At 34.9% G+C, this 26,264-nt stretch carries 17 protein-coding genes; 6 read left to right on the top strand and 11 right to left on the bottom strand.

Translation table 11 applies throughout. The annotated features are described in order from the left end of the window. Positions 1-2 precede the first annotated feature (2 nt). Together maf and H6589_10715 are read right to left on the bottom strand one after the other, a co-directional pair. The gene (gene maf, locus H6589_10720) at positions 3-584 is read right to left on the bottom strand and encodes a septum formation protein Maf (protein MCB9175069.1); all 582 of its coding nucleotides are present in this window, start codon (positions 582-584) and stop codon (positions 3-5) included. Then, a complete protein-coding gene (locus H6589_10715) occupies positions 581-1,597 on the bottom strand; it encodes a geranylgeranylglycerol-phosphate geranylgeranyltransferase (protein ID MCB9175068.1) in 1,017 nt (338 codons plus the stop codon). Before H6589_10715 ends, maf begins: the two co-directional genes overlap by 4 nt. 99 nt (positions 1,598-1,696) lie before the next feature. Here H6589_10715 and H6589_10710 point away from each other — a divergent pair, with 99 nt between their 5' ends. Further along, on the top strand, positions 1,697-3,601 hold the full coding sequence (locus tag H6589_10710; protein MCB9175067.1) for a RecQ family ATP-dependent DNA helicase: 1,905 nt from the start codon (positions 1,697-1,699) through the stop codon (positions 3,599-3,601). Continuing rightward, positions 3,598-4,065: a GNAT family N-acetyltransferase gene (locus H6589_10705; protein MCB9175066.1), complete on the top strand. Its 468-nt coding sequence runs from the start codon at positions 3,598-3,600 to the stop codon at positions 4,063-4,065. Before H6589_10710 ends, H6589_10705 begins: the two co-directional genes overlap by 4 nt. On the opposite strand, the gene H6589_10700 is transcribed toward H6589_10705, so the two are convergent. Both H6589_10700 and H6589_10695 read right to left on the bottom strand, forming a co-directional pair. Continuing rightward, on the bottom strand, positions 4,037-4,525 hold the full coding sequence (locus H6589_10700; protein MCB9175065.1) for a hypothetical protein: 489 nt from the start codon (positions 4,523-4,525) through the stop codon (positions 4,037-4,039). The two genes, H6589_10705 and H6589_10700, sit on opposite strands and share 29 nt — an antisense overlap. Beyond that, on the bottom strand, positions 4,515-5,072 hold the full coding sequence (locus tag H6589_10695) for a DUF4920 domain-containing protein (protein ID MCB9175064.1): 558 nt from the start codon (positions 5,070-5,072) through the stop codon (positions 4,515-4,517). The genes H6589_10700 and H6589_10695 overlap by 11 nt, the downstream gene beginning before the upstream one ends. Before the next feature lie 111 nt (positions 5,073-5,183). Here H6589_10695 and H6589_10690 point away from each other — a divergent pair, with 111 nt between their 5' ends. Next, a complete protein-coding gene (locus tag H6589_10690; GenBank protein ID MCB9175063.1) occupies positions 5,184-5,621 on the top strand; it encodes a methionine-R-sulfoxide reductase in 438 nt (145 codons plus the stop codon). 37 nt (positions 5,622-5,658) lie between these two features. Continuing rightward, positions 5,659-7,578: a T9SS type A sorting domain-containing protein gene (locus H6589_10685; GenBank protein ID MCB9175062.1), complete on the top strand. Its 1,920-nt coding sequence runs from the start codon at positions 5,659-5,661 to the stop codon at positions 7,576-7,578. An 8-nt stretch (positions 7,579-7,586) separates the two neighbouring features. Here the strand turns inward: H6589_10685 and H6589_10680 are convergent, their stop codons facing one another. The 5 genes from H6589_10680 to H6589_10660 form a co-directional block, all read right to left on the bottom strand. Continuing rightward, a complete protein-coding gene (locus H6589_10680; GenBank protein ID MCB9175061.1) occupies positions 7,587-8,831 on the bottom strand; it encodes a DEAD/DEAH box helicase in 1,245 nt (414 codons plus the stop codon). Between the two features lie 145 nt (positions 8,832-8,976). Beyond that, positions 8,977-11,094 (bottom strand): T9SS type A sorting domain-containing protein, encoded by a 2,118-nt coding sequence (locus H6589_10675; protein ID MCB9175060.1) that lies wholly within the window; start codon positions 11,092-11,094, stop codon positions 8,977-8,979. 258 nt (positions 11,095-11,352) lie between these two features. After that, on the bottom strand, positions 11,353-12,525 hold the full coding sequence (locus tag H6589_10670; protein MCB9175059.1) for a sigma-54-dependent Fis family transcriptional regulator: 1,173 nt from the start codon (positions 12,523-12,525) through the stop codon (positions 11,353-11,355). 88 nt (positions 12,526-12,613) lie between these two features. Further along, on the bottom strand, positions 12,614-13,924 hold the full coding sequence (locus H6589_10665) for an ABC transporter permease (protein ID MCB9175058.1): 1,311 nt from the start codon (positions 13,922-13,924) through the stop codon (positions 12,614-12,616). Then, positions 13,917-14,864, bottom strand: coding sequence for an ABC transporter ATP-binding protein (locus H6589_10660; GenBank protein MCB9175057.1), 948 nt, complete (start codon positions 14,862-14,864; stop codon positions 13,917-13,919). Before H6589_10660 ends, H6589_10665 begins: the two co-directional genes overlap by 8 nt. Positions 14,865-15,107: 243 nt before the next feature. Here H6589_10660 and H6589_10655 point away from each other — a divergent pair, with 243 nt between their 5' ends. Further along, positions 15,108-17,975 (top strand): PKD domain-containing protein, encoded by a 2,868-nt coding sequence (locus H6589_10655; protein ID MCB9175056.1) that lies wholly within the window; start codon positions 15,108-15,110, stop codon positions 17,973-17,975. Continuing rightward, on the top strand, positions 17,972-23,401 hold the full coding sequence (locus tag H6589_10650; protein ID MCB9175055.1) for a gliding motility-associated C-terminal domain-containing protein: 5,430 nt from the start codon (positions 17,972-17,974) through the stop codon (positions 23,399-23,401). The genes H6589_10655 and H6589_10650 overlap by 4 nt, the downstream gene beginning before the upstream one ends. A 73-nt stretch (positions 23,402-23,474) precedes the next feature. On the opposite strand, the gene H6589_10645 is transcribed toward H6589_10650, so the two are convergent. After that, positions 23,475-24,758, bottom strand: coding sequence for a citrate synthase (locus H6589_10645; GenBank protein MCB9175054.1), 1,284 nt, complete (start codon positions 24,756-24,758; stop codon positions 23,475-23,477). A gap of 174 nt (positions 24,759-24,932) precedes the next feature. Further along, a complete protein-coding gene (eno, locus tag H6589_10640) occupies positions 24,933-26,222 on the bottom strand; it encodes a phosphopyruvate hydratase (GenBank protein MCB9175053.1) in 1,290 nt (429 codons plus the stop codon). Positions 26,223-26,264 lie beyond the last annotated feature (42 nt).

Here is a 26,264-nt window from a genome sequence, read left to right as displayed (position 1 = left end):
ATCTAAAACTTTTCCAACTCGTCGTACAGTTCTTTAACGGGTAAACCCATCACATTAAAATACGAACCAACAATTTTTTCAATACCAATGTAGCCTATCCATTCTTGTATACCATAGCTACCAGCTTTGTCGTAAGGTTTGTACTCGTTAATGTAATAGTCAATTTCTAAATTGGAGAGGGTTTTAAAATACACTTCGGTAATTACAAAAAACGAAACTTGTTTTTCTAAAGAGGTTAAGGTTACTGCTGTAATTACTTCGTGCATTTTACCAGATAAATCGCTCAACATGTGAAATGCATCGTCTCGATCTTTGGGTTTGCCAATTATCCTATCTTCCAAACAAACAATTGTATCGGAAGTAATTACCAATTGGTTGGGTTTTAAATCAACTACAAAAGCACCGGCTTTAAGTTTGCTCAAAAACATAGGCACTTCTTCTCGCTTCAATTCGGGAGGATAAATTTCTTTCACCTCTTTTAAAACAATTTGAAAATCGAGTCCTAAATCTTTCAGCAACTGTTGTCGGCGTGGCGACTTAGAAGCTAAAATAATTTCTTTTTTGAGGTAACCTAAAGGATTCATAAATTAGATAAAAGCGTGTAACCAAAAACCATGGCATACATTATTCCTGATAACATCACCACTTTTATGTTCATGCTTAATTTAGAATAATCGGCTTTCTCTTTAGCCAATTGCAGTTTGTACAACAAATATCCCAACGGAATTTGTAAACCAAACATGAAATAAATAAACGAAGTATTGTCGTTGGTAATGAGTTGTTGATATTGTAAATACCCCAACAACATCATCATAATTACTATGATAAGCTGAGCCACTTTTTTAGCTTTGTCTTTACCATGAACTACCGCCAAGGTATTGCTAAAATATTTTTTGTCTCCTTCGTAATCTTCAATGTCTTTTACAATTTCTCTAACCATGGTACTTAAAAAAGCAAACAACGAAAATCCTAAAATCCAAGCAAAGGTGTTGTAAAATATTTGACTTAGCACATAACTTACATCATCAAACGAAGTACCTTCTTCCAGATAAAAAATAAGGGTATTGCTGGTTTCATCAATAAAATTTTGCTGCAATAAAATTTCGTACAATCCAGCTACTAAAGGTACCAGTGCCGCTAATATTGCCACTACTACATTACCAATTATCACTTGTTTTTTAAACGAAACCGAATAATACCACAACACACCTACCGACAAAATTTGTATAAACACCAACTTTAAACTACCTATTTGATACGCAACATAAGTAGAAATGAGTATAGCAATGCTACTAATTACAATATGAGCACCCATAGCCACTCTACGCTTAATGTACTTTCCAACAATAATTTTATCTGGTCGATTTACTCGGTCAACTTTGGTGTCAAAATAATCGTTTATAATGTATCCAGCAGCAGCAATCATAACTGTTGAAAGCGATAGCAAAAAGAAATCAATATCACTCATTCTAAGCTCTACAGAATTGATGATAAAAAACGGATACAAAATGGCATACCTCACCACGTATTGCGTTAACGCAATAATCAACAAATTCGGTAATCGAATTAATTTTATAAATGCAACCGTAGAATTCATAACTGTAAAAATAAAAAAAGTTATTGGTTATCAGCTATAGGTTTTGTGTTAACTATTCGTAAAATCTTTGTAACTTTCAACTTGTAAGATATTACTACGGTGGACATACATCAAATACTGATAAAATATTGGGGTCATACCGAGTTTAGACCTTTGCAAGAAGACATTATTACCAATGTTTTGGAAGGTAAAGATACGCTTGCTTTGTTGCCAACTGGAGGTGGAAAATCCATTTGTTTTCAAGTTCCTGCTTTGGCTAAAGAGGGGATTTGTGTAGTTATTTCTCCTTTAATTGCTTTAATGAAAGACCAAGTAGAAAACTTACTCAAACGAAACATTAAAGCTGCAGCCATTTTTTCGGGTATGACGAATCGTGAAATTGATATTACGCTGGACAACTGTGTGTATGGCAATTACAAGTTCTTGTATGTTTCGCCCGAACGAATAGAAACCGATTTGTTTAAAGCTAGGTTGGAAAAAATGAACGTGAATTTGTTTGCTATCGACGAATCGCATTGTATTTCGCAATGGGGTTACGATTTCAGACCATCATACTTAAACATTGCCAAATTGCGAGAATATAAACCAGACGTTCCGTTTTTAGCTTTAACTGCCACAGCTACAAGCCAAGTGGTGGGAGATATTCAAGAGAAACTGAAATTTAAAAAAGAGAATGTTCTCCAAAAAAGTTTTGAGCGTAAAAACATTGCATACGTGGTTATTTATGAAGAAGATAAATACAAACGATTGCTTCGTATTTTAAACAAAATTAAAGGCACATCGGTGGTTTATGTTGGAACTCGAAAACGCACCAAAGAAATTGCTCAATTTTTGGTTCAACAAGGCGTTTCTGCCGATTATTACCACGCTGGTTTATCTAACCACGAACGTAGTGCAAAGCAAAACAACTGGATTACCAATAAAACAAGAGTAATTGTATCTACCAATGCTTTTGGTATGGGGATAGACAAGCCTGATGTGAGAACAGTAGTGCATTTAGATTTACCCAATTCGTTGGAAGCTTATTTTCAAGAGGCAGGGCGTGCAGGGAGAGATGAAGAAAAAGCTTATGCCGTATTACTGGTTGAGCAAGCCGATAGATTAGAACTGGAAAAACAAATCATCAACAGTTTTCCAGAAATTGAAACCATAAAAACCACTTATCAAGCATTGGCCAACTTTTTTCAAATACCCATTGGTTCGGCTTTAAACGAAAGCTATTTTTTCGACATCAATACCTTTTCAAAACAATACAATTTTCAGTCTTTTACCGTTTATAATTGCTTAAAATTTTTAGAGAAAGAAGGTTATTTAATGCTGTCGGAAGCCAATTATAATCCATCACGCGTAAAAATTGAAATTAACAAAAACGATTTGTACGATTTTCAGTTAAAAAACCCAACCATCGATATTTTTATTAAAACCTTGTTACGTTCACATTCTGGTTTATTTGAGGAGTTTGTAAAAATTGATGAGTTTGATTTGGCTAAAAAATTAAAAACCACACGTGAAAAAATTATAAAGGTGTTGGATTACCTACTTCATCTCAATATTATTAGCTATACCAAACAAACCGACTTACCGCAAATTACTTTTTTAACTCCAAGGGTAGAAACAAAATCGTTATACATATCTAGACAACATTATAGCGAGCGTAAAGAAGTTTCTATTACCAAAATGGAAAGCGTGATTTATTACGCTTATAGTAAACACAAGTGTCGTAGTCAAATTTTATTGGGTTATTTTGGTGAAACCAACAGCTACCGTTGCGGCGTTTGCGATGTATGTTTAGAACGAAACAAATTAGAGTTGAGCGATGTAGAGTTTTCGAATGTATCGGATCAAATAAAAAAAATATTAGGTGTGGAACATCTGCCTATTACAGCATTGGTAAATAAAATTAAAGGAGTACGAGAAGATAAGGTGATTAAGGTTATCCAGTGGCTTACCGAAAACGAAAAATTAATGTATAACGATAAGAATTTATTAGAATGGAGAAAATAACGTGGTTTTACAAACACTTTAACGATTTGTCAGTATTAGAATACCACCATATTTTGTTTTTACGAACCGAAGTTTTTGTTGTAGAACAAAATTGTCCTTACCAAGAAGTTGACAAAAAAGATGTTGTTTCTTACCATTTGTATGGAGTAAATGCTAACAACGAAGTTGTTGCTGTTACCCGAATTGTTCCTCAAAATGTTTCCTATAAAGAAATTTCTATAGGACGAGTTGCCATTAATAAAAAATATAGAGGAACAGGATTGGCTCACGAATTGATGTTGAAAACATTTGAAGCTGCTGGAACCATTTTTGGAAAACAAGCCATTCGAATTTCTGCACAAGAATATCTATTGAATTACTATTCCAAACACGGTTTTAATAAAGTTGGAGAGATGTATTTAGAGGATGACATTCCTCATATAGAGATGTTGAGGCCTATTCCTGCGGAATCGTCAGCTTCCTAATTTTTTTGATAGGTCCAGGACAAAAACTCTGGTGACATTCTACACAACGATTCACCAAATTATTAAAGCCTTCAGCTTTATTTTCAGTACTACTAAACAAGGTATTTGCTTGTTCAATCATTAACTTGGTGTAGGCTTCAAATTCAGGAGTTTTAACATTTGCATCAGTTGGAGTTGCCGTATGTATTCGTTCCAACTCATTAATGTATTCTTGAGTAATGTTGCCTTTGTTATCAGTAATCAACTGTTTTATACCTTCGGCATCATCATACATTTTACGCATTAACAAAGCCAATTCACTATCACCATTTGGATTTATTGGTGAAACCTCAACATCTTTAGTACAATCTTTTTTTTCTTTAGAGCAAGATGCTTCATCTTTTTCGCAATCGTTATTACACGCTGCTAAAAACAAAGAAAAAATCCCGATAAAAATCGGGATTAATAGTTTAATGCTCATGTCCTTCATGGTCTTCGTGTCCTTCATGATTTTCATGTGATTCTTTACCGTTTGTAATTTTTTCTTCCTTAATAATTACACCAACTGCTTCAAAAGAGTAATTAATTTCTGGTTCTGTTACAGCATCTATTTCTTCTTGAGTAGCTTCTGCATCTTGCAAATAATGTTTTAACTCCTCTACCGAAGTAGTATCAATACGTGCAACACCCTGAATGTAAGCTAATCTTCCAGCAGCATCTTTAGGCATAAAAAAACCGTAATCTTTAAACGTAACACGCATCTCCATATCGTTACCTAAATCTAATGTCATCCAACAACCTTTTTTAGCACATACTTCAGTAATAGTAGCCATCAATTTGGTTTCTAACGAATCTTTTCCTTCAAATTGAGCTAAAAATTCAGCAACTGTTAACGCGCCTTCTTCAGTAATATCTTCACCGTGTTTAGTAATAATCACTTCAACATTTTCAGTAACTTCTTCTGGGTGTTCGTGGTTAGAACATGCAAACAATAAAATTGTACTTGCTGCAATAATTATTTTCTTCATTTTAATTTGGATTTTTATATTCAGTTGCAAATATAATTCTTTGAGAGAATTAAAAGCTAATTTTTATCATGAAATGAAAAAGAACATGTTTTTGAGTAACTTTAACACACTATGAGTTCAATTCAAAAACATACATTTTATTTATTATTTTCACTATTAATGAGTTCAACAGCCATGTCGCAAAATAACTACAACAAATTAAATGATGCCGAAAAATATGTAATCATAAATAAAGGTACCGAAAGACCATTTACTGGCGAGTACACTTCCAACAAAGCCAACGGGCAATATTTATGTAAACAATGTGATACTCCTTTGTACAACTCAAAAGACAAGTTTGAATCGCACTGTGGCTGGCCAAGTTTTGATGATGAAATAAAAGGTAGCGTATTAAGAGTGCCAGATGCTGATGGAAGACGTGTAGAAATTGTTTGTGCCAATTGTAAAGGGCACTTAGGCCATGTTTTTGAAGGAGAAGGGTTTACATCAAAAAACACACGTCACTGTGTGAATTCTATTTCATTGAAATTTGTGCCACTAGAAAAATAAAAACCTATATTTACGTTGTTATTTAATCCTCTTTATTATGAAAAGAAATTTACTATTTGGTCTATTAATTTCAATTAATAGCGTTTTATTTGCCCAAAATCCTGTTGCTGATTTTAATTATACCAATGTTTGTTTAGGTTCTCCAACATCATTTATTGATTTAACAACAAATACACCAACAACTTGGGATTGGGCTTTTGGAGATGGAGGAATATCTACTGTTCAAAATCCTACATATACTTATTCTAACCCTGGTAGTTATAATGCTACATTAATTGTTTACAACGGTGCCGGATACGATACTATTACTAAAATTGTTAATGTTTTTCCAAATCCAAGTGTTAATGCCGGTGCTAGCCAAACCATTTGTTTAGGCTCTGCTACTACTTTATCTGCAAGTGGAGGAACAACATACAATTGGTCGCCAACTACTGGTTTATCTTCACCAACAGTTCCAAACCCTTCTGCCTCACCAACAACTACAACAACCTATACCGTAGCCGTAACTGATATAAACGGATGCTCTGCAAATGACATGGTTAATATAACTGTTAATCCGTTACCAATTGTTAATTATACTTCACACATTAAATGTGAAGATAGTGGTGGATTTGCAACAGTTAATTTAACATCTATGGATAATTACATAAGTGGTGGACAAAATACTGTTAACTGGTATTTAGATGGTTCGTATACCACAGCCATTCCAAACCCTACAGCTTTTAATACTGATTCAACTATTGTTTATACTCAAATTATTGATGTGAATGGTTGCGTCAACTCTAACATCGTTGAAGTGAACATTCCAATAAATGATATTTCTGTTTCGCCGATGCCTGTTGATTTAACATGTCATGGAGTTTGTGATGGTTCAATTACTCTAACACCTGCAGGAGGAAATCCACCATATAACTACAACTGGACTCCTGGAGGAATGACCACTCAGAACTTAAATAATCTTTGTGCAGGGACATACACGTATACAATAATAGATGCAAATGCATGTATTCAATTTGATGACGTAGTAATTAACGAACCTCTTCCAAGTTCAATCATAAATGGAGTGATTTATTTTCAAACTGTTCCTGTAACTGCTGGTATTGCTCAATTAATCCGTAAAGATGGTAATTTACCTAGTGATATGACAGTTATTGATTTAACTGCAGTTAACCCAGCAAATGGTGAATTTATTTTCGATGAAGTACCCATTGGTAATTATATTATCAAAGCTTTAGGTGATACAAGTATTTATAATTGCGCACCTACTTATTCTGTTGGTACTGCTCAATGGCAGTTGGCTCAAGTTTATAACATCGCCAACAGTTGTAACGACTCTATCTATGTAGATATTGATTTAATAGAACTACCTAATTTAAGTGGTTTAGGAACCATTAACGGCAGATTAATTGAATCGGGTGGTCCTTTATTAAAAGCACCAGGTGAGCCAATACCTGATATTGATATTACTGTTGATCAATCCCCTGGAGGTGGTATTATGTCCGCAACAACAACTGATATTGATGGTTATTTTACTTTTACTGATTTACCAATGGGTACATACATAATAAGAGCTGATATGTTTGGTTACGGAATGGACACTTTACAAACAATTACGTTTAATGGCACAAACAACAACTATGATGTTACGCTATGTTCTAATGACACCATTAACATAGTTGATATGTGTAACATGACTATTACTGGCGTTAATGAAGTAGTGACAAATAGTTTATGTAACATATATCCTAATCCTGCTAAGGATTTTCTAAACATTAGTAAAAATAGTGTTGGAAACATCAAAATTGAAATAACTGATTTAACTGGTAAAATAATCTTTACAGATGCTTTACAAAACAATTTTGAGACCATAGATATTTCTTCATTCAAAAAAGGAATATATATTGTTACGTTGTCTAATCCGAATGTTAAATACATTCAGAAGTTAGTGATAAACTAGGTAATTAATTACCTAGTTCTATTTCTGTTATTATTGCTTATTGGACGATTTCCAGTATTGTTCTTGTTCGGGTTTGGTCGTCTAAAATTTCTTGTATTATCTTTTGGTTCGCTTGGAATGTTTTTCGGTTCAAAACCCTCAATAATTTCTGAAGGAATTTTTTGACCCAACAATTTTTCTATTCCACGCAAATAATCTAATTCTTCGTGGTCAACCAACGACAATGCTTCACCGCTTGCTCCTGCTCTTCCTGTTCGTCCAATTCGGTGCACATAATCTTCAGAAATATTTGGCAACTCAAAATTAATAACATGAGGCAACAACGGTATATCTAATCCACGAGCAGCAATATCGGTAGCAACCAACACTCTAATCGTTCCTTTTTTAAATCCATCTAACGCAGCAGTTCGTGCATTTTGGGCTTTGTTACCGTGAATAGCTGCAGATGTAACACCTTGTTTACCTAATTTTTCACTTAAACGATTTGCTCCGTGTTTGGTTCTAGTAAAAATCAATACTTGTTGCCAATCCCCTTCTTTAATCAACTTTATAGCCAATTCTGTTTTCATGCCTTTATCTACACGAATAACTTTTTGTTCCACTTTTTCCGCCGTACTATTTTCAGGTGTCGCCTCAACTGATACTGGATTATTTAAAATGGTATTGGCCAATTTTTTTATGTCTTTCGAGAATGTTGCCGAAAACATTAAGTTTTGTCGTTTTTTAGGCAACAAAGCAATTATTCGTTGAATATCGCGTAAAAAACCCATGTCTAACATACGGTCGGCTTCGTCTAAAACAAATATTTCAACGTTGGCTAACGACACCAATTTTTGATTGTGTAAATCCAACAAACGACCAGGTGTTGCCACCAATAAATCTACTCCATTACGAATGGTGTTGGCTTGAGGTTTTTGATTAACTCCTCCAAAAATTACAGTTGAACGAAAGTCAATAAACTCACTATATTCTCTTACATTTTCGTAAACCTGTGCAGCTAATTCCCTAGTTGGTGTTAATACCAACGAGCGAATTGGTCGGCGGCTCAACGGGGCACTTTGTGATAATATTTGTAAAATAGGCAAGGTAAACCCAGCTGTCTTTCCTGTCCCGGTTTGTGCCGAAGCTAAAACATCTTTACGCTCTAAAATTGGGGGAATTGCTTTTTGTTGTATTGGTGATGGTTGGGTATAACCTTTTTTTTCGACAGCTTTTAATAAGGCTTCTGACAAACCTAATGATTGAAATGACATATAAAATTTTTAGAAAATGACATTAAATTTTTTGTGTCATCTCGGTATTAAGCCACAAAAGTACGGCTAATTTTCTGCTATTTGGAAGTAAGCTAAATATAAAACAGGTGATGGGTTTAATTCCATCGTCTATTTTGACGAAATTCTATTCTTTAACTATCTTTTTAATCTGAACTTGTTTATCGTTCCAAACTTTTACAAAATATACCCCTTGAGCAAACGACGTAGTATTGATTTTTGAAGTGTTGTTACCTTTAAACATTGGCTGTCCTGTAATACTAATTACTTCTACTTGATAAGTGGAGAAGGTGTTTGGAACACTAATTTTTAATTCATTACGAATGGGGTTTGGATAAACCACTACATCTTTACTAGAATTCAACACATTTATGCCTGTTGTGGTTATGGTAAGATTTAGAATAATTGTACTATCACAACCTTCTGCACTAGCTAAATATTGATAATATGTTCCAGTAGAGTCGTAAGTAATTCCATTTAAATCGTAACTAGTAACCGCAGATTCTGTTAAAATAGTTTCTTTGTTTGGAATAGAATCTACAAACGTATTGAATACTGTATTGGTGTAAATAGGTAAATTAGAATCAAAATAAATACCTACTGAATTTTCAACCTTTGTTTGATGAGCAATGTTATTTATTGGTTCTACTCTAAAAATTACATATCCATGGCTTTCTTCTTCATTAGAAGTACTGTCTGGCAAATTAATATTATCGAATTTAAAATTTAAAACATTACCGTTTTCTACCTCAGTTATTAATCCTTCATGGCTCTGACCAATTACTCGAACTGTATTAATATCTAAACTAGCATTTAATGTATCTAAAACGTAAATATCGATTGCTGGTGCTGTACCTGTGTTTTGAAAATGCACAGTATAAACCAACTCTTGATTGTTTAACACATAGTTTTTATCACATTCTCCTTTAGGATAAACGTCTTTATAATTAGGGTCGTAAGAGTTTATAACTGCTCTACAATAATTTTTATAGTTGTTTGTTGTATTTACATCTCCTAAAGTTGGAGTTATTTGTATATCAAAACAAAGGGTATCACCAATATTCACACCACCATTAGTTGTAACATAAACATAAGGTCTAAAATGTGCTGAATCGTAATTTAAAGTTGGCGTATTCCAAATTAAAGTATCACCACTTATGTAATCTGGTACAGGGTAAGAACTATACATAGTAACTCTATTATCGAGCACTAACGTTAATTGCCCTGTAGTATCAACACAGCCATCATTAAAAACATTCAAATCAATTCTTGTTGTTTGATTCGGCCGAAAAGAGCCTGATGAAATGTTAGCTTCTAAATCAAAATTAGAAGGAGAACTTGCCCCATTTACTAAAACAGTTTTTGTTTTAACACACCCGCTACTGTCTGTTAATGTTAAGGAGTAAACACCTGAAGTTATCGGTGAAATAGAACTTGTGGTATCACCACTACTCCAATTATAAGTAAATGGTGGGTCTCCACCTAATATATTTACTTCAATATTACCTGGTGATATACATGCAATAGGGAGAATATTTGAAAAATCAAAATCCATAAACATACACGGTGTAGGTATTATACATTCAGCATCCACATAAGCATAGCTATAATGACCACCTTGAGCACAGTCTCCTGTAGTAAACTCTATAGTTACGTCTTGTCCAACATAAGAAGATAAGTCTACATATTGAGTATGCCAATCCAAATAAACTCCTCCTACATATGGGATAAAATCAGGATCACCTCCAGACGATACTGGCAAATATGTTAACCCTTTTAAATGAATAGTATCACCATTCACATTAAACATTCTTGCAGTAAAATAAGGTTGTTCACTAAGTGTATGTCCAGCATCATTTAGTACAACTGCATAATGATATGCAAAAACATTATTCACAGTATCTACTTCAAAAGTTTGTTGAATTCGGGCTGCACCATTACCTGTTCCAGTTCCATTACCTAATTGTAATGAATAATTTCCTCCTCCAGGAAAAACTTTAGGAAAGCCACAAACTGCATCATTACCAATTGAAACTATATTGTGGTTAGTCGAAGAATCGCATGTTGAGATGCCTGATGAAATAAAAGTATAAGGCTGAGGCGGTGTAGAAGCGGGCACTGTTCCTTTAATAATTTGCCAACCAGAACAATCACCAGTTTCAAAATTACCATTAACTAAGGAGTCGTTTTGCGAAAAAGCTAATAAGCTTATAAAAAGTAGTGGAAAAAGTATGATTTTTCTCATAATCAGTAATTTAAAAAACTAAATGTACTGATTATTTTTATGGTACCAAAAAAAATATCCATAACTACTCAGGTAGAAAATATCGTTATTCTTCTATCACTATTTTCACTTCTCCCTTCGATTTCTAATCTCCTGCGAAGGTACCTTATAAAAACTGGTTCCCTGCATTTGCAGGGACGAAGATAACGAAAAGACAGTCTTGATGACTAGGAAGAAAAGATTGCGGGCTTGACCCGCAATGACGACCTAAAAAAACTTTTATCCTTTCGGATTGGCATACATTTTTATATCAGCTGCTGTAATGGTTTTATCGCAAAGAATAATCAAACGCTCAATGATGTTTCGTAATTCACGAATGTTACCTGTCCAGTTTACATTTTTAAGTTCTTCTAAAGCCGCTTTATCAAAAGATTTTAGCGCTACACCATGATCTTGGCACAACATTTCTAAAAAATAATTTGCCAACAATGGGACATCATCTTTACGCTCATTTAATGACGGTACATGAATAAGGATTACACCTAAACGATGATATAAATCTTCTCTAAAATTATTTTCAGCTATTTCTTTTACCAAATCTTTGTTGGTTGCAGCCAACACTCGAACATTTACTTTTATTTCTTTTTCGCCACCAACTCGAGTAATTCTACTTTCTTGTAAAGCTCGCAATACTTTGGCTTGAGCAGATAAACTCATGTCACCTATTTCATCCAAAAACAACGTACCGCCTTCGGCTTGTTCAAAACAACCTTTACGGTCTTTTATGGCTGATGTAAACGCTCCTTTTTCGTGTCCAAATAATTCACTTTCAATTAATTCGGATGGAATAGCAGCACAATTTACTTCAACAAAAGGAGCTTTGGAACGTTCAGATTGTTCGTGTAAACTACGAGCCACCAACTCTTTACCCGTTCCATTTGCACCAGTTATCAAAACCCTAGCATCGCTTGGAGCAACTTTAGCAATCATTTCTTTTACTCGTTTAATCCCTTCTGATTCGCCAACTATTTGAGTAGTTCCTGATTTATCGCTTATTTTACGTTTGAGCTTTTTGGTTTCTTGCACCAGTTCTTTTCTATCAATGGCATTACGAACGGTTACTAACAACCGATTTAAATCTAATGGCTTGGCAATAAAATCATAAGCTCCTTTTTTTAATGCCTCAACAGCAGTTTCAATGGTTCCATGCCCCGAAATCATTACAATAGGAGTATCTATTCCAAAATCGATGCTTTTTTCCAATACTTCCAAGCCGTCCATTTTTGGCATTTTAATGTCGCACATAATCAAATCGTATTTCCCCGATTTAATTTTTTCTAATCCCGAAGGACCATCTTCTGCTTCATCAACCTTAAATTTTTCATACTCTAAAATTTCTTTCAGGGTATTTCTAATTGGTCGTTCGTCGTCTATGATTAATATGTTTGCCATCTTTTTGTTTTTAGTTCTTGGTGTTTAGTGTTTAGTAGTTGCTTATTTGAAAAACCAATAACCATACACTAAAAACTATACACCAAATTTATCCTTTAAAAAAAAGCCATTTCCAAAGCTCTTTATAACTTACCTTTTTTCCGTACATTAAAATTCCTGTTCGGTAAATTTTTCCAGCCATCCAAGTGGTGCCAACAAACCCTAATATCAATAAAACCATTGATAAAAGTAACTCCCAAGTTTCTACTCCAAATGGAATTCTAACCATCATAATAATAGGTGAAGTTAATGGAAATAAAGATAACCAAAATGCCATTGCTCCATCAGGGTTTTGAATAACGGTTTGTGCAACCACAAAAGCAAATATTAGAGGAATGGTTATAGGCATCATAAATTGTTGCGTATCCGCTTCGCTATCAACCGCAGAACCTACTGCTGCAAACAAAGCGCCGTACAACAAATACCCTCCTAAAAAGTAAAACAAGAACGAAACTAGCAACTTAACAATCGGAATTTCATCAATTATGGATTGGATTTGTCCAGCCATATTTGTTGTATTTACATTTCCTGCTCCTTGTGCTTTCATCACTTCTTCTATTGCAGCAGTATCAGCCACTTCAATATTTTGATTTAATAGCACTTGTGCTATAGAAATAATAATTCCTGTTAAAATAATCCAGAGTAAAAACTGTGTTAAGCCAACCATAGCAATACCCACTATTTTACCCAACATTAACTGAAAAGGTTTAACCGAAGAAATAATTATTTCAACAATTCTACTTGTTTTTTCTTCAATAACACCTCTCATTACTTGAACACCATATAAGAAGATAAACATATAAATAATAATGGCTGCACCAAATCCCAAAACTGTACTAATTGTGGAACTCTTGGTTTCTTCAGCACCATCAGCGTTTCTAAAAATGGTTTCGACCGTAACATTGGGTTGAATTTTTTCAAGCTGTTCTCGAGATATATTAAACTGCTCTTTCAATTCAATATTTCGTATCCCATCCTCAATGGTTGTTTCAATTTTTGATACTGTGTTGATTCCTGGCTGTTTTTTGTAATACATCTTCGCTGTCGACTCTTTTCCTATCCCAGTTATATGTAAAATGGAAGTGTATTTTGATTCATAAAATGAATCTTTTGCCATTTCAATATCTACAAATTGCTGCTCAAAACGTAGTGTTTTTGTGTCTTCAAATTGGTCAATAAACAAGCCTGTTTCATCAATCACTTCAATAATTTGAAAGTCTTTATCTTTCATGCCTATCCAAACAGGAACTATCATTAATGCAGCCATTAATAACGGTCCTAATAAGGTCATGATTACAAATGATTTCTTTTTGACTCTTGTTAAGTATTCGCGTTTTATGATTAAAAATATTTTATTCATCTGAACCTCCTTCACTTAAATCTGCTGGATTAATTTCGCCTACTTTTTGAATAAAAATTTCATTCATACTAGGTGTTAATTCATGAACAGAAATAATTCTGACATGGTTAAGCAATGCTCCTATTAAAGCATTCACACTCATTTTATCATCTGTTCCTTTTACTTTCACATGAGTTCTACCCCTATCGGTAGTGGTTGATAAAATTTCGAAACCAGTCCATAATGCCGTTGAAAAAGCAATCATGTTGCCTTCAAAAATTATTTCATAACTATTTGAACGATAAGCATCTTTAATTTCGGTTACTTTTCCGTCTAAAATTTTTTTTGATTTGTTAATTAACGCAATATGGTCGCATATTTCTTCCACCGATTCCATGTTGTGCGTAGAAAAAATAATGGTAGAACCCTTCTCTCTCAATTCTAAAATTTCTTTCTTAATTAAATTGGCATTGATGGGGTCAAAACCACTGAACGGTTCGTCTAAAATCAACAATTTAGGTTCGTGTAATACCGTAGTAATAAACTGTACTTTTTGCGCCATCCCTTTCGAAAGCTCTTCTACTTTTTTATTCCACCAACCATCTATTTCAAATTTTTGAAACCATTGCTTTAGTTTAATTGTAGCTTCTTGTTTGCTCATCCCTTTTAATTGAGCAAGGTACAACGCTTGTTCACCAACCTGCATTTTTTTATACAAACCTCTCTCTTCTGGCAAATACCCAATTTGTCCAATATGTTTTGGCGATAATAATTCTCGTTCAAAAAAAACTTCCCCTTTATCGGGTGCAGTTATTTGATTTATAATTCTAATCAACGAAGTTTTTCCAGCTCCATTCGGACCTAAAAGCCCAAAAATACTCTGCTGAGGGATATGCAACGACACATTATGTAGAGCCGTATGAGATGCATAATTTTTATAAACCCTTTTTACATGTAAAATATCCATGAGGGTAAAATTAATAGTTTAAAAATTGTTTTTAATAAGAAATACACAAATGGCAAAAAAAGGTGTTAAAATGCACATTTTACCCATAAAACATACCGTTTAAAAAATAAATAACACCAAAGTCTTTAAAATAGACGTAAATCATATTTTAATCTATTTTATTTAACTAAATTGCACTATAAATTTAAGAATATAACGAAGTATATTAAATTTGTATTTGTTTAAAATCAGTAAGTTATGAAAAGATTTTATTTTGTTTTATGTATTGTGCTAATCTTCTCAATACTAAAAGTAAACGCTACAGCTATCACTATTGGTAATGGTGTTTCTACAAACACTCCCACCACCTACCCCGCACCATATGGAAACTGGTACTTTGGAGCAAAACATCAGTTTTTAATTTTAGCGAGTGAATTAAATGCTGCAGGAATGACTGCTGGTACTATTACAAAACTTTCGTTTAAAGTTAATACTCCAAATGGCGTTACCATGCAAGGATTTACCATTGCTATGAAACAAACTGCCTCAACCACAATTTCGGCATTTGAAACCGGATTAACAACTGTATTAGTACCACAAAGCTACACCGATGTTACGGCATTGAATACCCATACTTTTACAACTCCTTTTGTGTGGAATGGTACATCTAATATTATTGTGCAAACTTGTTTTAACAATACCAGTTATACTCAAAATGCTATGTTTCTTTTAAGTTCGACTTCTTTCCAAAGTTCCATTTGGACTTATGCCGACCAAGCTGGGGTTTGTGGAAGAACTACTGTGGATGGATTTGCTTCTCAACGACCAAATATGGTTTTTGAATGGAATGGTTTAAACTTACCTCCAACTGCAAGTTTTACTGCAAATCCAACAACCAGTTGTTCAGGTTTAGTTTCATTTACTGATTCATCAACTGACAACCCTACAAGTTGGCTTTGGTATTTTGGTGATGGTACTACAAGTAATTCACAAAATCCATCGCACACTTACTTAAGCAATGGTGTTTATAATGTTTCGCTTAAAGCTTGTAATGCTAATGGTTGCGATTCGGTTTATTATCCAAATTATATTACTGTAAATACTTCAGGATCATTTCCAGTTGCTGCTTCATGCACTCCATCAACTTTAACGTATTGTTGTGGTTTTGGTATAAGTAAAGTCATTTTTAACACCATAAATAACTCTTCAAACGATGGAATAGATGGTTATAGCAGTTTTACCTGTGCCCAAACTACTGTTTATGAAGGTCAGTCTTATTTGTTGAAAATTGAAACTACAGCACCTTCAACACAAAACTATACAGCATGGATTGATTACAACAACGATGGTGTATTTAATAATACCAACGAAAAAGTGTTAACCAAAACATCACAATTAAATGTTACCTCAACTATTAATATTCCTACTGGAGCAGTACTAAATACTCCTCTTCGAATGAGGATTTCTGCTGATTACGATTTTAGTGCACAACCAACTGCTTGTGGAAATTTAGATTACGGACAAGCAGAAGATTATACTGTTATTATCAATCAAAATTCCAATCCTCCAACACCAATTTTTGTGGCGGACAATACTACATCATGTAGTGGAACAATATGTTTTACCGACCAATCAATAAATGCTCCTACAAGTTGGCTATGGAATTTTGGAGATGGTAATACCTCTAATCAACAAAACCCTTGTCACACATACAGTTCAAGCGGTGTTTATACCGTTTCATTAACAGTTTCTAATACCAATGGAACAAATACAGATTCAATTGTTAATTACATTACAGTTAATACTGCTTCACAAGTCGTTAGTGCATCTTGCTCACCTTCAACCTTAGCTTATTGTTGTGGTTATGGTATAACTAATGTTAATTTTAACACCATTTCTAACAGTAGTAATGATGCTGCCGAAGGGTATAAAGATTTTTCTTGTACAAAACAAACTACCGTAAATGAAGGTAATTCATATTTGCTTTCTATTTCAACAGGAATAAGTAATGCACAAGATACCAGAGCTTGGATTGATTTTAATAATGATGGAGTATTTAACAACACTAATGAATTGGTTTTAAACTCCTCTAGCCAATATAACCCTAGCGGAAATATAGTAATTCCAACTGGAGCTGTTTTAAACACTCCATTGAGAATGAGAATTTCTTCTGATGTAGTTGGAACGGCTCAATCGGGTTGTACCAATAACGATTTTGGTCAAACCGAAGATTATGGAATAATCATTCAACCAAATAATACTGCTCCAAATAGCAATTTTACTGCTTCTCAAACTACTGCTTGCTCTCAAACTATCAATTTTACCGATCTAAGCACTAATTTACCTACAACTTGGAAGTGGTATTTTGGCGATGGAACTACAAGTAATTTACAAAATCCATCTCACTTGTATTTAACACAAGGATACTTTACTGTAAGTTTGGTTACCACTAATGCTTTTGGTTCTGATTCTACTGCTTTTATCAACTACATTAGAATAGTTTGTTTTGATACTATTCCGATTACTGGTAACAATTTAATTACTCAATGTAATGGAAAGTTGATGGACAATGGAGGTTTATCTAACTATGCTGACAACTCTGATGGTTCAGTTACTATTCAACCAGTTGGAGCATCAAAAGTGAGTTTAACATTTATTTCATTCGATTTTGAAAACAACTTTGATTCGATAGTTGTTTATGACGGACCATCAATAGCAAGCCCACGTATTGCTAAGTTTACTGGAACTACCATACCATTTCCGATTACTTCTACAGGAAATAGTATAACAATTAGACAAAAAAGTGATTTCACATTAAACAGAGCTGGATTTGAATTGGATTGGTCGTGTCTACCTGTAGGTATTGATGCTGTTGCAACAAACGAAACTGAATTTAAGGTTTATCCAAATCCAGCCAAAAACATTGTAAATATTAAAGCTCCAAGCGGAACTAATATAAAAATTGACCGCATAATGCTAATTAATACTGTTGGACAAGTAATACAAGATTATAGAATTTCGGATACATCAATACAACTTAATGTTGAAGGACTACCTAAAGGTTTGTATTTTATAAACATCTCTTCAAATAATACTGAAGTAATCAAAAAATTAAACATACAATGATTCGCAAGTTTCTAGCATTTTTATTATTTATTTCCTTTGGAACATCCCTATTAGCATCGCATCTAATTGGTGGTAGCCTTGGATATGAATACCTTGGTAAAGTCGGGGCAAATTACCGTTACAAAGTAAAGCTAACCGTTTACAACAACTGTGACACCAATTCTCAAATCCCATTACCAGTTCCAACCCAAACCGTTGGTATCTATCTTCAAGATATACCTAACAACCCTATGGGGGGAGGAAACAAAACATTTTTCCAATCATTAACCTTAAATTTAATTGACAGTAATGAAGTAATACCTCCTACATCAAGTGGCTGTGCTATTGGCCAATCTGTTTGTATATTCAAGGGAGTTTATGAAGCTACTGTTGATTTACCTCTAAATTTTAATGGTTATCATTTGTATTTCGAAAATTTTGCTAGAAATGCAGCTATTACAAATTTGTCTAATCCTGGAGGAACTGCAATGGCATTTCATGCATACATTGCACCTTCGTTAGTAAACAATAGTACCCCAGTTTTTCTTGATGATCCCGTACCTTTTTTATGTGTAAACGATACGGTATCTATTCTAAACACAGCAATAGATCCTGATGGCGATCAATTGATTTTTTCTTTTGTAACTCCAATGGCTGGTAACGGAACAAATCCAAGTCCACTACCTTGGGCTATTACACCAACACTTTATAATGGTGGGTACTCTACTGCACAACCCTTTGGTGCTGGTGGTTTCTCATTTATAAATGGCGGAAATGGTTTAACACAATATATGGCTCCAAACCTTGGCAATTACGTTGTAGCTGTGGAAATTAGAGAGTTTAGAGCTGGGAGATTAATAGGTGTATCTCGTAGAGATTTGCAATTATTAGTTATAACTTGTCCTCCTAACCCTGCTCCAAATTTATCATCTACGGGTGGAAGTGGTACTACTCAATATAGTATAGAAGAGTGTGGAAGTTTAAATTTCCCTGTAACATTTACTGATGCCAATGGCGATAGTTTGACATTAACAGCTACAGGACAAATATTCAATTCATCTTTTGTTAATCCGCCTGCCACCATCGATTCTTTAGTTGTTGGAGATTCCACCGTTACAGCAAGTTTTAATTGGCAATCATCATGTGGAACATCACAAGCCTTGCCTTATTTGTTTAATATATCTGTTACGGATAATGGTTGTCCCCCTAAAACAACTAACGTAATTTATGAAATTACAGTAACCCCTCCCACACCTCCAACCATTATTAATGGAACAAATACAGTCTGTGCCAATAGTACCTCAACTTATACCACCAACACCATAACTGGGTCCACTTATAATTGGAATATTATAGGAGGAAGCATAAACTCAGGACAAGGTACAAATTCAATTAATGTAACTTGGGGTTCGGTAGGAACTGGAACTGTTGAAGTAAACAGTCTAAGTGCTTGTGGATGCCCTTCTGTAATTATTGATACTAATGTTACCATAATAGCTCCTCCAATTGTAAATGCTGGTTCAGACACCAATATTTGTTTGGGTGATACTATCCAAATTGGAGGAAGTCCAACAGGTCCATTCGGCTCCACTTATTTGTGGACACCAAATACTAACATTAATAATACTGCTGTTCCAAATCCATTAGTTTGGCCTAGTATTTCTGGAAGTTATATTGTTACCGTTACAAATAGTGTTTGTACTGCAAAAGATACCATAAATATTACCGTTGGCTCGATTACGTTAGATGCTGGTAATGATACCAGTGTTTGTATTGGTGGCTCGGTTCAGCTCAATGCAACAGGTGGAAATATTTATAGTTGGAGCCCTGTTACAGGATTATCAAATCCTAATATTGCTAATCCTGTAGCTACACCATTAACTACAACTACCTATCAAGTAACTGTTACAGATGCATTAGGATGTTCTGGAATCGACACCGTTTTAGTGACTGTTCATCCGCTTCCTACTATTAATGCGGGTAATGATACCGCTATTTGTATCGGCTCTTCGGCGCAGCTTAATGCTACTGGGGGTACAAATTATTTATGGACGCCTTCGGCTGGCTTGTCGGATACCACCATTAGTAATCCTATTGCTTCGCCAACTGCTACTACCACTTATTTTGTTTTTGCTACCGATATCAACTCTTGTGCGAACTTCGATTCTGTTATTGTTTCGGTTAACTCGCTACCTATCATTTCTGCTGGGTTTGATTCTACCATCTGTGTCGGGGATACTACTCAGCTTAATGCTTCGGGAGGTAATACTTATGCTTGGTCGCCTAGTGCTGGATTATCAAACCCCAACATTAGTAACCCGCTTGCTTTCCCTTCTGCTACTACTTCTTACATCGTTACTGGTACGGATATTAACCTTTGTGTTAATACCGATACCGTTGTCGTGAATGTTAATTCGCTGCCAACTGTTAATGCTGGTAATGATACTTCGTTCTGTATTGGTGGTTCGGTACAACTTAATGCTTCGGGGGCTACTTCTTATTTGTGGACGCCTTCGGCTGGTTTATCGGATACTACCATTAGCAATCCTATTGCTAGCCCTGGTTCTTCTACCAACTACATGGTTACGGGTACTGATGGTAATTCTTGTGTTAATACCGACACCGTTTTAGTGACTGTTCATCCGCTTCCTACTATTAATGCTGGTAATGATACTGCTATTTGTATCGGCTCTTCGGCGCAGCTTAATGCTACTGGTGGTACAAATTATTTATGGACGCCTTCGGCTGGCTTGTCAGATACCACCATTAGTAACCCTATTGCTTCGCCAACTGCTACTACCACTTATTTTGTTTTTGCTACCGATATCAACTCTTGTGCGAACTTCGATTCTGTTATTGTTTCGGTTAACTCGCTGCCTATCATTTCTGCTGGTTTTGATTCTACCATCTGTTTTGGTGATACTACTCAGCTTAATGCTTCGGGGGGTAATGCTTATGCTTGGTCGCCTATTGCTGGCTTATCAAACCCCAACATTAGTAACCCGCTTGCTTTCCCTTCTGCTACTACTTCTTACATCGTTACTGGTACGGATATTAACCTTTGTGTTAATACCGATACCGTTGTCGTGAATGTTAATTCATTGCCAACTGTTAATGCTGGTAATGATACTTCGTTCTGTATTGGTGGTTCGGTGCAACTTAATGCTTCAGGAGCTACTTCTTATCTTTGGACGCCTTCGGCTGGTTTATCGGATACTACCATTAGCAATCCTATTGCTAGTCCTGGTTCTTCTACCAACTACTTGGTTATGGGTACTGATGGTAATTCTTGTGTTAATACCGACACCGTTTTAGTGACTGTTCATCCGCTTCCTACTATTAATGCAGGTAATGATACCGCTATTTGTATCGGCTCTTCTGCGCAGCTTAATGCTACTGGGGGTACAAATTATTTATGGACGCCTTCGGCTGGCTTGTCAGATACAACCATTAGTAATCCTATTGCTTCGCCAACTGCTACTACCACTTATTTTGTTTTTGCTACCGATATCAACTCTTGTGCGAACTTCGATTCTGTTATTGTTTCGGTTAACTCGCTGCCTATCATTTCTGCTGGTTTTGATTCTACTATCTGTGTCGGGGATACTACTCAGCTTAATGCTTCGGGGGGTAATGCTTATGCTTGGTCACCTATTGCTGGATTATCGAACCCTAACATTAGTAACCCGCTTGCTTTCCCTTCTGCTACCACTTCTTACATCGTTACCGGTACGGATATTAACCTTTGCGTTAATACCGATACCGTTGTCGTGAATGTTAATTCGCTGCCAACTGTTAATGCTGGTAATGATACTTCGTTCTGTATTGGTGGTTCGGTACAACTTAATGCTTCGGGGGCTACTTCTTATTTGTGGACGCCTTCGGCTGGTTTATCGGATACTACCATTAGCAATCCTATTGCTAGCCCTGGTTCTTCTACCAACTACATGGTTACGGGTACTGATGGTAATTCTTGTGTTAATACCGACACCGTTTTAGTGACTGTTCATCCGCTTCCTACTATTAATGCAGGTAATGATACCGCTATTTGTATCGGCTCTTCTGCGCAGCTTAATGCTACTGGGGGTACAAATTATTTATGGACGCCTTCGGCTGGCTTGTCGGATACCACCATTAGTAATCCTATTGCTTCGCCAACTGCTACTACCACTTATTTTGTTTTTGCTACCGATATCAACTCTTGTGCGAACTTCGATTCTGTTATTGTTTCGGTTAACTCGCTGCCTATCATTTCTGCTGGGTTTGATTCTACCATCTGTGTCGGGGATACTACTCAGCTTAATGCTTCGGGAGGTAATACTTATGCTTGGTCGCCTAGTGCTGGATTATCAAACCCCAACATTAGTAACCCGCTTGCTTTCCCTTCTGCTACTACTTCTTACATCGTTACTGGTACGGATATTAACCTTTGTGTTAATACCGATACCGTTGTCGTGAATGTTAATTCGCTGCCAACTATCACTATAGGAACAACGGATACCGTTTATCGTTGTATTGGAGACTCAATACAACTAATTGCCACAGGCGGAATAAATTACGTTTGGACACCAAATACTTTTATTACAAATAATTCAATTTTTAATCCATTTGTATATCCACCAAATACAATAACCTACTTTGTAAAAGGAACAGATGCCAATTCTTGCTCTAATACTGATTCTATTATTGTTTCTGTATTTACTATTCCTGACCTTACTAATACCACAATTTGTATTGGCGATAGTCTACAGTTAAATGCTTTTGGTCCGTCAAATGCGGCATACACCTGGTCTCCAACTATAAATTTATCTAATCCAAACATCTCTAATCCATTTACCAATACACCTAATACTATTACATATACAGTTACAGTACAAGATATCAATGGCTGCTCAGATTCTACTTCGTTAACCGTTGTTGCTGTTGATAAACCAATTGCAGATTTCACTTTTGAAACATCTTTAGCTTGTGATGGAATATTAGTTAACTTTAATAACCAAAGTTTATTGGCAAATTCATTTTTATGGAATTTTGGAGATGGTCAAACATCTACATTAGTAAATCCTAGCCATGTTTTTAATTATGGAACAAGCAACAATACCGTTTTAACTGCAACAAATCTAAACGGATGTTTTAGTACATTCTCTTTACCAATTGTTAATGGCAACTTTGAAGATTTATTTGATGTTACTCCATCAAGTGTTTTTACTCCTAATAGGGATGGATTTAATGATTTGTTTAGACTCGATTTACCTAAGAATTTAAGTACTTGCGTAAATGTTCAAATATTTAACCGTTGGGGAATGTTGGTTTTTGAAGCAATCAATCAGAATATTGGTTGGGATGGACGAACAACAACAGGTGATGAAGTACCAGCTGGAACCTATTACTACATTGTAGAAATTAATGGAATTACTAAAAAAGGTGCCTTAACGCTATTTAGATAAACCACAAAAATTATTAAGAACAAAAAAGGTGATTCAAATGAATCACCTTTTTTAGTTAAACAAACCTTGTCTTTTATCTATTTGACACTTCTTTAAATGGACGTAAAGTATGTCCAGTATAAATTTGTCTAGGTCTTCCAATTGGTTCTTGGTTAACTCTCATTTCAATCCATTGAGCAATCCATCCTGGCAAACGACCTACAGCAAACATTACAGTAAACATTTCTGAAGGAATACCTAATGCACGGTAAATAATACCTGAGTAGAAATCAACATTTGGGTAAAGATTTTTTGATTTGAAATATTCATCTTCCAAAGCCGTTTTCTCTAATTTTTTTGCAATATCTAAAATTGGATCATCAATACCTAAAGCATCTAAAACATCGTCAGCTGCTTTTTTAATGATTTTTGCTCTTGGGTCAAAGTTTTTATAAACTCTGTGTCCAAAGCCCATTAAACGGAATGGATCATCTTTATCTTTCGCTTTAAGAATGTATTTTTCAACATCTCCACCATCAGCTTTAATTGCTTCTAACATTTCAATTACAGCTTGATTAGCACCACCATGTAATGGACCCCATAATGCAGAAACTCCAGCAGAAATTGAAGCAAATAATCCAGCATGAGAAGAACCAACAATTCTTACGGTTGATGTAGAACAGTTTTGTTCGTGGTCGGCATGAAGGATAAACAATTTATCCAATGCATCCACAATAATTGGATTTGCTGTATATTTTTCGGTTGGAATAGCAAACATCATGTGCATAAAATTCTCAACATATCCTTTTGAATTATCGTAATAGTTCAAAGGGAAACCTTCTCTTTTTCGATGAACCCACGTTGCTAAAACAACAAATTTTCCTAATGTTTTACAAACAGCATTATAAATCGCTTCTTCAGAAGTTACATCAACTGGTTTAGAATTGAAAGCTGTTAATGCACTTGTTAATGAAGATAAAATACCCATTGGATGAGCACTTTTAGGAAATCCATCAATGATGTCTTTCATTTCCTCATTTACTAAAGTATATTTTCGAATGTTGTTTTCGAATTTTTCTAATTCAGCCTTTGTTGGTAAATCGCCAAAAACTAATAAATAACAAACTTCTAAAAATGTAGCTTTTCCAGCTAAATCTTCTATCGAATATCCTCTGTATCTCAATATTCCTTCTTCTCCATCAAGAAAAGTAATTGCACTTGTACAAGCACCTGAATTTTTATACCCTGGATCCATGGTTATATAACCAGTTGCTCCTCTCAATTTAGTAATATCAATTGCTTTTTCGTTTTCAGTTCCCTCTATAACAGGAAATTCGTAAACTTTCCCATTAAGCTCTAATTTTGCTATTTCAGACATGTTTTATATTATTAAGATGTGAATGTTCTATTCGGCTCATGCGAATTTAATTAAGCTAAAATTAATTAGCAAACAATTGGAATAAAATAAATGTAATATTTTCATTTCTTCTAAAAACTAACAAAGCCTTTAGAAAACTAAAGGCTTTGTTAACAATTTATCTTTAAAATCCGCTTATTTCAAAAACTTCAAATCTCTACCCAAATATCTGGCAGTTGAACCAAGCGCTTCTTCAATTCTCAATAGTTGGTTATATTTTGCCATTCTATCAGAACGAGATGCTGAACCCGTTTTAATTTGACCAGTATTTAACGCTACCGCTAAATCAGCAATGGTGGTATCTTCAGTTTCGCCCGAACGATGACTCATAACAGACGTAAAAGAAGCTCTATTTGCCATATCAACAGCATTAATAGTTTCTGTTAATGAGCCTATTTGATTTACTTTAATTAAAATAGAATTGGCTGATTTTTCTTCAATTCCTCTTTTTAATCTTTTTACATTGGTAACAAATAAATCGTCACCAACTAACTGAACTTTATTACCAATAGCGGCATTTAATTGTGCCCATCCAGCCCAATCATCTTCATCTAAACCATCTTCTATCGATAGAATCGGATATTTTTTTGTCCAATCTTTCCAATAACTTACCATTTCTGAAGAGGTTAATTTATCTCCTGTCGATTGATGGAAATGATATACCTTTTCTTTGGCATTGTAAAACTCTGAACTAGCAGCATCCATTGCAATAAACATATCATCGCCTGGTTTGTATCCTGCCTTTTCAATCGCCATTAAAACTGTTTCAATCGCCTCTTCATTCGATTTTAAATTTGGAGCAAAACCACCTTCATCACCAACATTTGTAGAATGACCTTTAGATTTCAGTACTTCTTTCAAGTGATGAAAAACCTCTGTTCCCATTCTTAACCCTTCACTAAACGATGATGCACCAACTGGCATAACCATAAACTCTTGGAAATCAATACTATTATCAGCATGAGAACCTCCATTTAAAATATTCATCATTGGAATAGGCAACATATTGGCATTGACCCCTCCAACATAACTATACAACGGAATTCCTGTCTCTTCAGAAGCAGCTTTAGCACAAGCCATTGATACTCCTAAAATGGCATTAGCACCTATGTTACTTTTGTTTTCAGAACCATCTAAGGCAATTAATGCTTTATCAATTCCAGCTTGATCTAAAACATAAGCTCCCATTAATTCTTCATTAATAACTGTATTTATGTTTTGAATCGCTTTCAAAACCCCTTTACCCATGTATCTGCCTTTATCTCCATCTCGTAATTCTACTGCCTCGTATTTACCAGTTGATGCTCCAGAAGGAACAGCTGCTCTACCTAAAACACCATTTTGAGTGATTACATCAACTTCAACAGTTGGGTTACCTCTAGAATCTAAAATTTGTCGTGCATGTACTTGTGCAATATAGCTCATATTTTTATAGTTTGAAAGCCCCCTTAATCCCCCGAAGGGGGA

The organism is Flavobacteriales bacterium (assembly GCA_020635795.1).
Lineage (GTDB): Bacteria > Bacteroidota > Bacteroidia > Flavobacteriales_E > Vicingaceae > Vicingus.
This window is presented reverse-complemented; position numbering and strand designations above follow the sequence as displayed.